The sequence below is a fragment of the Aquabacter sp. DMC10 genome, assembly GCF_056314145.1.
On record NZ_JBQUYX010000001.1, the window covers coordinates 817,379 to 832,013 of the forward strand.

Annotated in this window: 11 protein-coding genes; 9 read left to right on the forward strand and 2 right to left on the reverse strand. The window is 68.1% G+C overall.

What is annotated here, in order from left to right; translation table 11 throughout:
* Positions 1 to 91 precede the first annotated feature (91 nt).
* Positions 92 to 772 (reverse strand): Fe2+-dependent dioxygenase, encoded by a 681-nt coding sequence (locus tag ACT54L_RS03710; RefSeq protein ID WP_476084183.1) that lies wholly within the window; start codon positions 770 to 772, stop codon positions 92 to 94.
* A gap of 68 nt (positions 773 to 840) precedes the next feature.
* Positions 841 to 3,078, reverse strand: coding sequence for a TonB-dependent receptor (locus tag ACT54L_RS03715; RefSeq protein WP_476084184.1), 2,238 nt, complete (start codon positions 3,076 to 3,078; stop codon positions 841 to 843).
* 339 nt (positions 3,079 to 3,417) lie between these two features.
* Here ACT54L_RS03715 and ACT54L_RS03720 point away from each other — a divergent pair, with 339 nt between their 5' ends.
* From ACT54L_RS03720 to ACT54L_RS03760, 9 genes are all read left to right on the forward strand, one after another.
* Positions 3,418 to 4,338, forward strand: a complete 921-nt coding sequence (locus ACT54L_RS03720) for a CHAD domain-containing protein (protein WP_476084185.1) — start codon at positions 3,418 to 3,420, stop codon at positions 4,336 to 4,338.
* 212 nt (positions 4,339 to 4,550) lie between these two features.
* Entirely contained in the window at positions 4,551 to 5,036 is a 486-nt protein-coding gene (locus ACT54L_RS03725) for a (2Fe-2S)-binding protein (protein WP_476084186.1), read from the forward strand.
* On the forward strand, positions 5,033 to 8,584 hold the full coding sequence (locus ACT54L_RS03730; protein ID WP_476084187.1) for a molybdopterin cofactor-binding domain-containing protein: 3,552 nt from the start codon (positions 5,033 to 5,035) through the stop codon (positions 8,582 to 8,584). Before ACT54L_RS03725 ends, ACT54L_RS03730 begins: the two co-directional genes overlap by 4 nt.
* A gap of 142 nt (positions 8,585 to 8,726) precedes the next feature.
* On the forward strand, positions 8,727 to 9,500 hold the full coding sequence (locus ACT54L_RS03735) for a ferredoxin--NADP reductase (protein ID WP_476084188.1): 774 nt from the start codon (positions 8,727 to 8,729) through the stop codon (positions 9,498 to 9,500).
* A 101-nt stretch (positions 9,501 to 9,601) separates the two neighbouring features.
* Entirely contained in the window at positions 9,602 to 10,801 is a 1,200-nt protein-coding gene (locus ACT54L_RS03740) for an amidohydrolase family protein (protein WP_476084189.1), read from the forward strand.
* 178 nt (positions 10,802 to 10,979) lie between these two features.
* A complete protein-coding gene (locus ACT54L_RS03745; RefSeq protein WP_476084190.1) occupies positions 10,980 to 12,473 on the forward strand; it encodes a 6-hydroxynicotinate reductase in 1,494 nt (497 codons plus the stop codon).
* A gap of 4 nt (positions 12,474 to 12,477) precedes the next feature.
* A complete protein-coding gene (locus ACT54L_RS03750) occupies positions 12,478 to 13,425 on the forward strand; it encodes a UPF0280 family protein (RefSeq protein ID WP_476084191.1) in 948 nt (315 codons plus the stop codon).
* A complete protein-coding gene (locus tag ACT54L_RS03755; protein WP_476084192.1) occupies positions 13,418 to 14,002 on the forward strand; it encodes an amino acid synthesis family protein in 585 nt (194 codons plus the stop codon). Before ACT54L_RS03750 ends, ACT54L_RS03755 begins: the two co-directional genes overlap by 8 nt.
* Positions 13,999 to 14,583 carry an amino acid synthesis family protein gene (locus tag ACT54L_RS03760; protein WP_476084193.1) on the forward strand — a complete coding sequence of 195 codons (585 nt, stop codon included), beginning with the start codon at positions 13,999 to 14,001 and terminating at the stop codon, positions 14,581 to 14,583. Before ACT54L_RS03755 ends, ACT54L_RS03760 begins: the two co-directional genes overlap by 4 nt.
* The last annotated feature ends 52 nt before the right edge of the window (positions 14,584 to 14,635 follow it).

Consider the following 14,635-nt stretch of genomic DNA (forward strand, 5'->3'; position numbering starts at 1 on the left):
GTGAAGAAGGGGTAAAGCGTGGACGCAACGGGAGGTTTTTTTGGCCGATGCGCCGGAAACCTCTATGCCGCCTCCCCCCATTACGTCGGTCCTAGACCTCCGACCACTGGCGCAGGAGGTTGTGATAGACGCCCGTCAACTGGACGGCGGAGGGATGGTTCGGAACGTCGTGGTTCAGGCGGATGATGGCCATGTCCATGTCGAACAGGAGCGCCCGGCGCGTCACGTCCCGCACCAGGCTCTGCGTCCAGAAGAAGGAGGCCACGCGCGCGCCGCGCGTCACCGGCGTCACATGGTGGAGCGAGGTGGCGGGATAGATGATGGCATCCCCCGCCGGCAGCTTCACCGCATGGGTGCCATAGGTGTCCTCCACGACCAGTTCGCCGCCGTCATACTCGTCCGGGTCGGAGAGAAAGAGCGTGGTGGAGACATCCGTGCGCATGCGCTCGCCGCTGCCGCGCAAGGTGCGGATGGCATTGTCCACATGGGAGCCGAAGGTCATGCCCTCCTCATAGCGATTGAACATGGGCGGCAGGACGCGGCGCGGCAGCACCGCCGACATGAAGAGCGGCGAGCGCTCCAGCGCGGTGAGCACCATCTCGCCCAGTTCCGCCGCTTCCGGCCCGCCATCGGGAAGCTGGAGGTTGCGCTTCACCGCGCTCGACTGGAAGCCGGCCGTGACCCGGCCATCGGCCCAGGCGGCGCGGTCCATCACCTGGCGACAGCGCGACACCTGCTCGCGGCTCAGCACATTGGGAATATGGATCATCATGGCGGGGCATCCCAAACGACAAAGCCCGCGCCGGGGAGCCGGCGCGGGCGGGATTTTCGGGCGGGCGCTCAGAAGGTGGCGCGCGCCGTCAGCGAGGCATAGCGCCCGGCGGCGGGCACCGCGTGGCCACCATAATATTGGGCGTAATAGAGCTCGTTGGTCAGGTTGTAGACATTGAGCTGGAGCTGGAGATTCTTCGAGATCTGGTAGCTCGCCATGGCATCGAAGTTCCAATAGGACGGCACATAGACCGTATTATTGGCGTTCGCGAACGTATCGTCCGCATAGGTGATGCCACCGCCAACGGTCAGCTGGGGCGTGATGTCGTAGGTGGTCCACAGCGAGAAGGAGTTGGGCGGCGTGTTCGGCAGTTCCTTGCCCACCGTCTGGAGGCTGGCGATGGTGGGGTTGGAGCCCACCGACAGGATCTCCGACTGAAGATAGGTGTAGCTCGCGGTGAGGTTCCACTGCTTGGTGATGGCCCCGCCGGCGCTGAGCGAAATGCCCTGCACCCGCTGCTCGCCGCCGAGCACGGTGGGCGGCAGGTTGGCGGCGGGATCGGTGGGCACGCGGGTGTTGGTCTTCATGGTGCGGAAGACGGCGCCGGTGAGCGTCACCCGGCCGTCGAGGACTTCCGCCTTTACGCCCGCTTCCAGCGTGTTGTTGCTCTCGGGGGCCAGGGTGACGGTGCCCGTCTCCAGCACGCCATATTCCGAGGAGGGGTTGGAAGAGGTGCCGTAGGTCACATAGAGATTGACGGTCTTGACGGGGCTATATACCACGCCCAGCCGATAGTTGAACAGGCTTTCGCTGTTCTGGAGCGCAGAGACCACCCCCGCATTGGTGAAGGCATTATAGGTGGTATCCGCGATGTCCCAGCGGACACCGCCCATCACCTGCCACTGGTCGTTGATCTTGATCTGGTCGCCCGCATAGAAGGCGACGTCCGTCATGTCCGTATTGTTGTTGGACGGCAGATAGGTGGCAAATCCGCCCACGCCTCCGGTGGGCGATACATTGATGGGATAGGCAAGCGAGGTTCGGCACATGGCGGCGGTGGGGCTGCACAGATTGGTGCGCCACTGGTCGCGGGTTTCCTTGGTCAGCTCCATACCCGCATTGAGCGTGTGCTCGAAGGTGCCCCATTTGAACTTCGCCACCATGTCCGTGAGGTTGGTGAGCTGGGTGTTATCGGTGACGGTGTTGAACCGCTGCATGCCGATGGTCATGGCACCGACGGGATAATTGTAATAGGCCGCCGGGAGCGGGCTCGTGAAGGCGGTGTTGTTGGCTGGGCCCAGGCTGCGCGGCGCCGTCACCGTGGCGTTGCGGTCGTTGGAGGTGTAGCGGGTGCTGTTGCTCAGGGTGACGAAGTCATTGAGCTCATGCTCGATGATAAGCGTCGCCATATTGGTGTCGGTGAGCAGGCGATCGCGGAACGGGCCGTTGGTCACGCCGTACCAATTGGAGCGATTGACCGGCACCGGCGGCGTGGCCTGGCCATTGCCGTAATAGCCGCCCACGGGCTGCCCGAAAGTCGCGGGATTGGCGCTCAGCGTCGGCTGCGGCAGGTAGGGCACGCCATAGTCCGGCACGCTGTCTTCGTGCTGGTAGTAATAGGACGCCGTGAGTGTGGTCTTGTCGCTCAGATTGACGGTGATCGAGGGCGCTACGCCCCAGCGGGTGGCGTTCACATTGTTGCGGTCGGCGGTGTCCACATCCTGCGCCATCACATTGATGCGGGCATAGATGTTGTCATTGACCTTGCCGTTGGCATCCAGCGTCGCCCGCCAGCCCTGGCTGGTATAGCCGGTCACGTCACCTTCCACGAAGGTGGCGTCCTTCGGCAGCTTCGACACCATATTGATGACGCCGCCCGTGGACCCGCGCCCGAAGGCGAAGGAGGACGGCCCCATGAAGACCTCCACCGCCTCGATGTTGAACATGTCGCGGGTGTACCAGCCGGTGTCCCGGATGCCGTCCCGGAAGATGTCGCCGCGGGCGGAGAAGCCGCGAATGATGGGGGCATCGCCCTGGGTGCCGCCCTCGCCGGCGGAGAAGGTGATGCCGGAAATGTTGCGCAGCGCCTGTTCGAGCGTGGTGGCATTCTCCTCGCGGATCACCTCCTGGGTGACCACATTCACCTGTTGGGGCATGTCGAAGAGCGGCACCGGCAAGCGGGTCACGCCCGTGGTGGTGGCCACATAGCCGCCGGTGTCCGTCTGTACCTGCACGGTGGGCAATTCGATTTCCCCCGCCGCACCCGCCTGCTGGGCGAGCGCGGGGCCAGCCATGGCCGAGGCCATGCCGACGCCCAGATGTAGCGGCCCCAAAAGGCCCAAACGGCCTGCATCCGCATGCTTGGACGCGCGGATGCCTCCAGAAAATCCAGCCGAACCCATCCCCACACTCCATCAAAATCTAAAAATGCAATGGCTTGTCGTAACGTCGCCTCAGTTCCCTTCTATGCTAAAGGTTTCCTGGACATCAATAAGCAACAAATAGATACGAATTAGACATATGCTAAACTACGTCAGGTTCCAGTTTTTAGTTATTTCAATTTGGAAAAGCGCTACATCCGGCGGATCGCCACCGAGGCTGGGCGCCGGGCAGACGAAGCCAGGGCTTTGTGCGAGACTGCGCCCATGAGCCAGAGCCAGCCCCCCTCGTCCGCGCCGCTCAGCCCCTCTGCGGCCCGGAACATCCCTTCGCCCGCCGATGCCCGCCGCGCCCTGGTGGAGCGCATCGACCGCACCTTGCGCAAGATCGAGCGGACGCTTGCGGCCGAGGCCGGCACCACCGGCATCCATGACGTGCGCAAGGCGGTGAAGGAATATCGCGCCCTGTTGCGCCTCATCGCAGGCGAAGAGGCGCGCGCGGCCCGCCGGGCGGCGGGGGACGCCTCCCGCGCCCTGTCCGCCACCCGGGACCGGCAAGCGGCGCGGGATGCGCTCCAGGTGCTGCGGGGTGCCGACCGCCTGGACGACGCCGACCTCGGCGTGCTCCTCCCCCTCATCGGCAGCGACGAGACCGCCTCAGGCGATGCCACCGCGGGCCTGTCTGGCCTCATCCGCTGGGTGGCCGAGGCCCGGGCCATCCATGCCAGCACGCTCGACCCGCTCATTCTCGAGGCGGACCTCATGGGCGGCCTGCGACGGGGTTATGCCCGCGCCCGCGCCGCCGCCCACTGGGACACGCCGGAACATATTCATGACCTGCGCAAGCGCGTGGTCACGCACCGCTACCAGCTCTCCTTCTTTGCCAAGCTCCATGGCGGCATTGGCGCCCTGCGGGCGGGCCAGGTGCAGGAATTGCGCGAGCTGCTGGGCACCTGCCAGGACATCGAGGCGCTCGGCGGCGTGGTGGAGCAGATCCACGCGCAGGCCCCCGACGCGCTGCCCGACGCCCTCCGTGACCGCCTCAAGGAGGCGGGCCGGGCCCATCAGGCGCAACTGGTCCGCGAGGCCAAGCGCACCCACGGCCGGCTCTTCCACCGCAAGCCCAAGGCCTTCATGGCGCGCCTGGAGCGCAAGTGGCGGACGGCGGCGGCCCGCACTTCCGCCTGACCCCGACACGCAGCACGCAAACCCATTCGCGCGGATGGGGGGTGCGCTTGACAATAATCATTCGTGTAGAAACAATCTAATCGACGGGAAGCAATTCACGATTTCCCGCGCCGCCGACAACCAGAGGGGCGGAGCATGTCATTTCAGGGGAACGGGGCCGCGCATGCCCATGCGCGGCAACAGCATCGTTGTGCCGCGCGCGGGGCCGGGACATGCCCGCTCCGGTGAAACTGACGGTGAACGGCACCGCGCACACCCTCGCCTTGCCTGGCGACACGCCGCTCCTTTATGTGCTGCGCAACGACCTCGCGCTCAACGGCCCGAAGTTCGGCTGCGGGCTCGGCGAATGCGGGGCCTGCACCGTGCTGATGGACGGCGTGGCGACGCGGGCCTGCGTCACCCGCCTCGCCAGTGCGGAGGGTCGCCGGATCGTCACGCTGGAAGGCCTCGGCACGTCTGAGGCCCCCCATCCGGTCCAGGCCGCCTTCATCGCCGCGCAGGCCGCCCAGTGCGGCTATTGCCTGAACGGCATGATCATGACCACCGTCGCCTTTCTCGCCCGCACGCCCACCCCCTCGGAAGACGAGGCGCGCGCGGCCCTGCGGCACAATCTGTGCCGGTGCGGCACCCATGTGGAAATCCTGAAAGCCGTGCTGCTGGCGGCGGAGCGCCTCGCCCACAGCGAGGCGGCCCCATGAGCGAGCCGATCGCCGATCCCAAGGCCCTGCTCACCCAATCGGGCACTCTTGCCGTGCTGCGCCCCGCGCAGGTGGTGGGCGGGCTGGTGCGCACCGCGGCACCGGCCGAGGGGGCGCTGGACCTCTTCCTGTTCCTCGACGAGACCGGCCGCATCCTCGCCTTCAACGGCCATGTGGACCTCGGCACCGGCATCCGCACGGCACTCGCCCAGATGGTGGCCGAAGAGCTGGACGTGCCGCTGGATCGCGTCACCATGGTGCTCGGCCATACCGGGGGCACGCCCAACCAGGGCGCCACCATTGCCAGCGACACCATCCAGGTCTCGGCGACCCCGCTGCGGCGGGCGGCTGCGCAGGCGCGCCATCATCTGGTGGCGCTGGCCGCGCAGGCGCTGGACGTGGCGCCGGAAGACCTCACCGTCACCGAGGGCATCGTCCATCCCAAGGCTGGCGGCAATGCGGGCCTGTCCTACGCCACGCTCCTTTCGGGCCGCACCGAGCGGCTGATGCTGGCGGACGCGGTGGCGCTGAAGCCCGTGTCGGAGCATCGCGTCATCGGCCAGCGCGTGCCGCGCGTGGACATTCCCGCCAAGGCGCTCGGCCAGTTCACCTATGTGCATGACGTGCGGGTGCCCGGCATGCTCCATGGCCGCGTGGTGCGCCCGCCTTATGCCGGCATCGATGCGGGCGATTTCATCGGCACCAGCCTCCTGAAGGTGGAGGAAGCCTCCATCGCCCATATTCCCGGCGTGGTGGCGGTGGTCACCATGGGCGACTTCATCGGCGTGGTCGCCGAGCGGGAAGAGCAGGCCGCCCAGGCCGCGCGCGAGCTGGTGGCGCAGTGGAAGCCCACCCCGCCCTTGCCGGATCTCTCCGACGTGGCGCAGGCCCTGCGCGCCAATCCCAGCACACCCCGTCTGCTCCTCGACCGGGGCGATGTGGACACCGCCCGCGCCGCCGCCGCCCACCCCATGGACCGGACCTATGCCTGGCCCTACCAGATGCATGCCTCCATCGGCCCATCCTGCGCCGTGGCGGACGTGGGCAAGGACGGCGCCACCATCTGGGCGGGCACGCAGAACCCCTATCCGCTGCGCGCCGACATCGCGGTGCTGCTGGGACTGCCGGAAGCGAACATAGACATCATCCGCTTCGAGGCCGCCGGCTGCTACGGGCGCAATTGCGCGGATGACGTGGCGGCCGATGCGGCGCTGCTTTCGCGGGCCGTGGGGCGCCCGGTGCGGGTGCAGCTCACCCGCGAGCAGGAACATGCCTGGGAGCCCAAGGGCGCGGCCCAGCTCATGGAGGTCAGCGGCGGGCTGAATGCCGACGGCACGCCGGCGGCCTACGACTTTTCCACCCGCTACCCCTCCAACGCCGCCGTCACCCTGGCGCTGCTGCTCACCGGGCGGGTGGCGGCCAACAATCCCGTCTTCGAGATGGGCGACCGCACCGCCATCCCGCCCTATGACTATGACCATATGCGCGTGGTGGCCCATGACATGGCGCCCATCGTGCGGGCGGCCTGGCTGCGGGGTGTGTCAGCCCTCCCCAATTCCTTCGCCCATGAAAGCTATATCGACGAACTGGCCGCCGAGGCCGGCGTCGATCCGGTGGACTATCGCCTGCGCCACCTGCACGACCCGCGCGCCGTCGACCTGGTGAAGGAAGTGGCGGATCGCGCCGGATGGGTCCATCGCACCGGGCCGCGGCGCGAGAGCGTGGAAGGCGACATTGTGCGCGGGCAGGGCTTTGCCTATGCGCTCTATGTGCATTCCAAGTTTCCCGGCTATGGCGCCGCCTGGTCCGCCTGGGTGGCAGACGTGGAGGTGAACACCACCACCGGCGACGTGGCCGTGCGCAAGGTGACGGTGGGCCAGGATTCCGGGCTCATGATCAACCCGGCGGGCATCGAGCACCAGATCCACGGCAATGTCATCCAGTCCACCAGCCGGGCGCTGAAGGAAGAGGTGGGCTTCGGCGAGACGGCGGTGACAAGCCGGGAATGGGGCGCCTATCCCATCCTCACCTTCCCCGAGGTACCGGTCATCAATGTGGTTCTGATGCCCCGGCCGGACGACCCGCCTCTGGGAAGTGGGGAATCCGCCTCGGTGCCTTCAGCCGCCGCCATCGCCAATGCCATTTTCGACGCCACCGGCGTGCGCCTGCGCGAGCCGCCCTTCACGCCCGACAAGGTGCGCGCGGCACTGGCCGGCACTGCGCCCCCGAAGCCGCCCCGGCCGGAAAAGGCCAAGCGCAACTGGTTCGCGCTCGCCGGCGCGACCATTGCGGGCGCGCTCGGCATGGCCGCCGTCGCCCTGCCCCTGCGCGGCGCCATCGCGCCCATCGCGCCGCCCGATCCGGCCTCCTTCTCCGCCGCCATGATCGCGCGTGGCCGCCAATTGGCGGCGGTGGGCGCCTGCGCGGTCTGCCACACCGTGCCCGGCGGCGTGGAGAATGCCGGCGGGCGGGCGCTGGAGACGCCGTTCGGCACCGTCTATTCCACCAATCTCACGCCCGACCCGGAGACGGGCCTTGGCCGCTGGTCCTATGCCGCCTTCGAGCGGGCCATGCGGGAGGGCATCTCGCGGGATGGGCGGCATCTCTACCCCGCCTTCCCCTACCCCTCCTTCACCAAGGCCTCGGACACGGACCTCCAGGCCCTCTACGCCTATTTCATGTCGCAGCCGGCGGTGCGCGCGCCGACGCCTGAGGCGCGCATGATGGCCCCGCTCAACATCCGCCCCCTCATGGCGGGATGGAACGCGCTGTTCCTGACGCCAGGACAATTGGAAGCAGACCCGACGCAAGCCCCCCAGTGGAATCGCGGGCGCTATCTGGTGGAGGGCCTCGGCCATTGCGGCGCCTGCCACACGCCGCGCAATGCGCTGGGCGCCGAGAAGACGGGGGCCGCGCACCTGTCCGGCGGATGGGCGGATGGCTGGGAGGCCCCCGCTCTCACCAGCCTGTCCGCCGCGCCCATTCCTTGGACGCAGGACGAGCTCTTCTCCTATCTGCGCACGGGTTTCTCCCGCTTCCATGGCACGGCGGCCGGCCCCATGGCGCCGGTGGTGCAGGAACTGGCTGGTCTTCCCGACGCCGACATCCGCGCCATGGCCACCTATCTTGCCTCCTTCTCCGGCCCGGCGGTGGCCGAGCCGGCGGCGCGGGCGGCGGAGCTGGAAGCGCAGGCGCAGGCCCGTCTTCGCCCCCTCGATACGCTGGGCGGCAAGCTCTATGAGGGCGCCTGCGCCGCCTGCCATGCGCAGGAGGGGCCGACCTTGTTCGGCGTGCGCCCGGCCCTCTCCCTCAACACCAATGTGCACGCGGCCCGGCCGGACAATCTCATCCGGGTGATCCTGGACGGCATCCCCTCCCCCGCCGCCCGGGATTTGGGCGACATGCCCGCCTTCCGCGATGCCTTGGACGACACCCAGGTGGCGGCGCTCGCCCGCTATATCCGCGCCACCTTCGCCCCCGAGGCGCCCGCCTGGGAGGGCCTGGAGGCGCGTGTCACGGAGTTGCGGGCCATGAAGGTGGCCCACTGACACCCGCATCGCAAAAAACCTAGGGTCAGGCCCCCGCCTTTGGCCGGCAAGGCAATTGACAAGGCCGCCCGCATCCATTTTCATTAGTATACAAACAAATTTTCACCCCGCCGACACGGCCCCGAACCTGCCCGGAAGTCCCATGAGCAATTTGATGGAAGAGCGCGTCCTCAGCGTGCGCCACTGGACCGACCGCCTGTTCAGCTTCACCACCACGCGGGATCCCAGCTTCCGCTTCCGCAATGGCGAGTTCACCATGATCGGCCTGAAGGTGGACGGCCGGCCGCTGCTGCGCGCCTATTCGGTGGTGAGCCCCAATTACGAGGACACGCTGGAGTTCTTTTCCATCAAGGTCCCTGACGGCCCCCTGACCTCCCGCCTCCAGCATGTGGTGGAGGGCGATCCCATCATCATCGGCCGGAAAGCCACCGGCACCCTGGTGCTGGACAATCTGAAGCCCGGCCGCACCCTCTATCTGCTGGGAACCGGCACCGGCCTTGCCCCCTTCCTCGCCCTCATCCGCGATCCCGAGACCTATGAGCGGTTCGAGAAGATCGTGCTGGTGCATGGCTGCCGGGAGGTGGCGGAGCTGGCCTATGGAGAAGAGATCGTCAGCGGCCTGTCCGCCCATGAGCTGCTCGGGGAAGAGGTCTCCGCCAAGCTCATCTATTACCCCACTGTCACCCGCGAGCCCTTCCGCAATCGCGGCCGCATCACCGACCTGATCGAGACCGGCAAGCTGTTCGAGGATGTGGGCCTGCCCATGCTGGACAAGGCGACCGACCGCGTGATGCTTTGCGGCTCGCCGGAAATGATGGTGCAGCTGCGCCACATGATGGAGGCGCGCGGCTTCGAGGAAGGCAGCAACGGGGAAGCCGGCGACTTTGTGCTGGAAAAGGCCTTCGCCGAGCGCTGAATTTTTGTCCTGCCCGGTCCCAAAGGCTGCTTTCCAAGTTTTGGGACCGGGCGTAACATTCGTATGCTTACAAATAAAACAAGCCTTCCAGGAACCCGAATATGGCCCATGATGCCCCGGGCGGCCCCGCCGGCCCCACCAAGCTCGTCATCCGCAATATCGGCCTTCTGCTGTCCGGCGATCTGGAAAAGCCGATCCTCGATGCGGACACCATCGTCGCCGAGAATGGCCGCATCACCGCCATCGGGCGCCTGAAGGACGTGGACACCGAGGGCGCCACCACCACGGTGGATGCCAATGGCGCGGCGGTGACCCCCGGCCTCATCGACAGCCATGTGCATCCGGTGGCGGGGGACTGGACGCCCCGCCAGCAGCAGCTCAACTGGATCGACAGCTTCCTCCATGGCGGCGTCACCACCATGATCTCGGCGGGCGAGGTGCATTATCCCGGCCGTCCCCGCGACGTGATCGGGGTCAAGGCCCTGGCCATCACCGCCCAGCGCACCTTTACCGCCTTCCGGCCCGGCGGCGTGAAGATCCATGCGGGCGCCCCCGTCATCGAGCATGAGATGGTGGAGGAGGACTTCAAGGAACTGGCCGCCGCCGGCGTGAAGCTGCTCGGCGAAGTGGGCCTCGGCGGCGTCAAGGACGGCCCCACCGCCCGCAAGATGGTGGGATGGGCGCGCAAATACGGCATCCAGTCCACCATCCACACCGGCGGCCCCTCCATTCCCGGTTCCGGGCTCATCGACAAGGACGTGGTGCTGGAGGCGGACACCGACGTGGTCGGCCATATCAATGGCGGCCACACGGCGCTGCCCGACGGGCAGATCCGCTGCATCTGCGAGGGCTGCAAGCGCGGCCTGGAACTGGTGCACAATGGCAACGAGCGCGCCGCCCTCTATACGCTGCGCGTCGCCCGCGAGATGGGCGACCTCCACCGCGTGATCCTCGGCACCGACGCGCCCGCCGGCTCCGGCGTGCAGCCGCTGGGCATTCTGCGCATGGTCTCGCTGCTGTCCTCGCTGGGCGACCTGCCGGCGGAACAGGCCCTGTGCCTTGCCACCGGCAACACCGCGCGCATGCGGGCGCTGGACTGCGGCATCATCGAAGTGGGCCGCTCGGCCGACTTCGTCATCATGGACACAGCCCAGCATTCGGCCGGCACCAGCCTGCTGGAGAGCATCCAGCTGGGCGATTTGCCGGGCATCGGCATGACCATCATCGACGGCATCGTGCGCACGGAGCGCTCGCGCAACACGCCGCCGGCGACCCGCGTGCCCTTCCTCGTGAAGGCCTGACGGCATCTGCACCGGGCGCGGGCGGAACGGTTCCGTCCGCTGCCGCCAAGATGAGCGCCCTATAAAGCAGCATGCCTCTTCCTTGTGCTTGACACTGCGGCCCATCTTCATTTTCATTAGTACACATATGAACTGAGCCGCAGGTCCGCCTGCCCAGCTTCATGCCCGGAGCCCCGCCATGCGCGACGACACAGCCCCAGCACCAAGCCCGGCGGACGCCAAGATCCGCTGCGATGCGTGCCCGGTCATGTGCTACATCAAGCCGGGCATGACGGGCGCCTGCGACCGCTATGCCAACCATGCGGGCGAGCTGGTCCGCGTCGACCCCCATGTGGTGCTGGACCGCACCCTCGCCCAGGGCGGCACGGTGGTGCCCTTCAGCCGGGGCGACGACTGGGACGGCAAGATCCTCTCCAGCCCCGAGACCTTCGTCACCGCCATCGGCGCCGGCACCACCTATCCCGACTATAAGCCCGCACCCTTCATCGTCTCCTCCCAGGTGGAGGGGGTGGACATGGTGACCGTCGTCACCGAGGGCATCTTCAGCTATTGCGGCGTGAAGGTGAAAATCGACACCGACCGCTATCTCGGCCCCGAGCAGGCCACGGTGCGCGCCCAGGGCGAGGCGGTGGGCCATGTGACCACCAGCGAATACGGCTCCCAGATGCTCTCGCTGGGCGGTGTCCATCACCTCACCGGCGGCGGCAAGAAGGAAGGCCGCGTCACCTGCGATGCCCTGCTGGACCTGTGCAACGGCAAGGCGGTGGAACTGACCATCGACGGCGGCGCCAGCGTGGTGGTGCAGGCCGGCAAGCCGCCCATCGTCAATGGCGTCGTGGAAGAGCGCATGCGGGTGGGCTGCGGCTCGGCCACCATTGGCATGTTCGCCAAGCAGTGGCTCGGCAAGGTGGACGAAGTGGTGGTGGTGGACGACCACATCACCGGCGTCCTGTCCGAGCACCAGGCCGGCAAGCTGCTGGACATTCCCGATACCGGCATCAAGATGAAGGGCCGCCGCTCCACCCCCGGCCGCTATTTCCAGGTGGCCGAGCCCGGCACCGGCTGGGGCGGCACCAATCTCACCGATCCCCTCGCCATTATCGGCCCCTTCGACCCAAAGGTGGCCTGGCCGGGCCTGCGCCTCTTCTTCATCTCCACCACCGGCGAACACAGCGCCTACTTCGAGCTGGACGAGGCCCTCCTGCCGGTGGAGAAGCCGCTGCCGCCGGATCTGGCCGCCTCTGCCGAGCGGGTGAAGGAGAATTGCGAGCCGGCTCTGTCCACGGTCCTCTTCATGGCGGGGGCCGGCGGCTCCCTGCGGGCTGGCGTCACGGAGAACCCGGTGCGCCTCACCAAGTCGGTGAAGGATGCGCTGACCTATGTCACCAGCGGCGGCGCGCCGGTCTATGTCTATCCCGGCGGCGGCATCACCTTCATGGTGGACGTGACGCGCCTGCCGGAAAACGCCTTCGGCTATGTGCCGACCCCGGCCCTGGTGGCGCCCATCGAATTCACGCTGAAGCTCTCCGACTATGAGGCCCTCGGCGGCCATATGGCGGAGGTGCGCCCGGTGGAAAGCGTGCGCGGCCATGAGGGCCTGCTGCCGCTGGCGCCGCTGCTGGACAATCCCTGGCCTTTGGCGCCCGAAGGCGCCAAGCGCTCCCACGGGTGACGCCATGACGCACGCCCGCCCCCTCCCCACCGCTCCGCGCGCCCCCCAGGTGGCGCGGCTGGCCGATGGGCGGCGCCTGCATTTGCAGGACGGCCCCATCGATTTGGTGATCGAGGCGGACGGGCCGGACGGTGTGGTGGAGGGGGCCTATGCGGCGGCGGCCGCCCGCTTTGCCGGCCTGCTGGACGAATTGTGCGCCGAACTTCCGGCCTTGCGAGCGGCCGCCACGCCGGAGGCCTCGCGCCTCCAGGGCACTGTGGCCCGGCGCATGTGGGAGGCGGTGCGGCCCTTTGCCGGCGCGCACTTCATCACCCCCATGGCGGCGGTGGCCGGCGCGGTGGCGCAGGAAGTGCTGGCCGCCATGGTGCGGCCGGGCCTGACCCGCGCCTATGTGAACAATGGCGGCGACATCGCCCTCCATCTGGAGGCGGGCGCGAGCTTCACGGTCGGCCTTGTGGACCGGCCGGACCGGCCGCGCATCGTGGGCACGGCGCTGCTCCAGGCCGCCGACCCCGTACGGGGCGTCGCCACCAGCGGCTGGCGGGGGCGCAGCTTCTCGCTGGGCATCGCCGATGCGGTGACGGTCCTGGCCGCGACCGCCTCGGGCGCCGATGCGGCGGCCACCATCATCGCCAATGCGGTGGACCTGCCGGGCCATCCGGGCATCCTGCGGGTGCCCGCGTCTCACCTCCAGCCCGACAGCGACCTTGGCGACCGCCTTGTCACGCGCGCGGTGCCGGAGCTTTCCGCCGCCGAACGCGCCGGCGCACTGGAGGCGGGCCTTGCCCGCGCGCAGGACCTCGTCCGCCGGGGCCTCATCCAGGCCGCCGCGCTCCACCTCCAGGGCGAGAGCGCCGGCACAGGGCCGCAGCTGAATCTGAACGCCCCTCTCCCGGCCCCGGCCGGCCATCCCCTCGCGCACCGCCAACAACAAGGGCCGTCTCATGCCTGACGTGAAGATCCGCAAGCGCCTGCTCATCCTGGAGGAAATCCTGCACGAAGGCGGGCCGGTGGCCGCCGTGCCGCGCAAGCGCGGCGCCATCCTGACCGTGATCGAGAATCCCTTTGCCGGCCGCTATGTGGAAGACATTGCCGGCTTCATGGATGACCTCACTCCGCTGGGCATCGCCATGGCCGGCGACCTCCTGAAGGCGCTGGGCGGCGACAAGGCGGCGGTGGACGGCTACGGCAAGGGCGCCATCATCGGCACCGCCGGCGAATTGGAGCATGGGGCCCTGTGGCACGTGCCCGGCGGCTATGCCATGCGCGAGATCCTGGGCGATGCCAAGGCCATCGTGCCCTCCAGCAAGAAGGTGGGCGGCCCCGGCACCCGGCTCGACGTGCCCGTGACCCATGTGAACGCCTCCTATGTGCGCAGCCATTTCGACGCCATGGAAGTGGGCGTGCCGGATGGCCCCAAGGCCGACGAGATCGTGCTCGTCCTGGTGATGACCTGCGGCCCGCGCGTTCACGCCCGCGTCGGGGGACTGGCCGCCGACAAGATCAAGGGGGAGGACGGCCTGCGATGAGCGCGAAGATCCGCAAGATCCTGGTGGTGGTGGAAGAAACCCTCACCGAGATGGGCCGCCCCGTTCCCCAGCCCGCCAAGCGCGCGGCGGCGGTGGCGGTGATCGAGAATCCCTTTGCCGGCCGCTATGAGGAGGACCTCTCCCCCCTCATCGCCATGGGCGAGGAACTGGGCGGGCTGCTGGCGGAAAAGGCCGTGGCGGCGCTGGGCATTGCCGGCCCCGACGCCCAGTCCTACGGCAAGGCGGCCCTGGTGGGCGAGAATGGCGAACTGGAGCATGCCGCCGCGCTGCTCCATCCCAAGATGGGCACGCCCGTGCGCAAGGTGCTGGGCAAGGGGGCGGCGCTCATCCCCTCCTCCAAGCGCCGGGGCGGGCTCGGCGCCGAGCTCGACATCCCGCTCGGCCACAAGGACGCGGCCTATGTGCGCAGTCATTTCGACGGCATGCAGGTGACCGTGCCGGACGCGCCGCGCGCCAACGAGATCGTGGTGGCGGTCGCCGTCACCACATCCGGCCGCCCCCTGCCCCGTATCGGGGGATTGAAGGCGGAAGACATCAAAGGAGAGGACGGGTTGCGTTAGACTGGCGCCGGGTTCGGCACCAGCAGAGCGGCGGTACGTCGAATAACCAGAG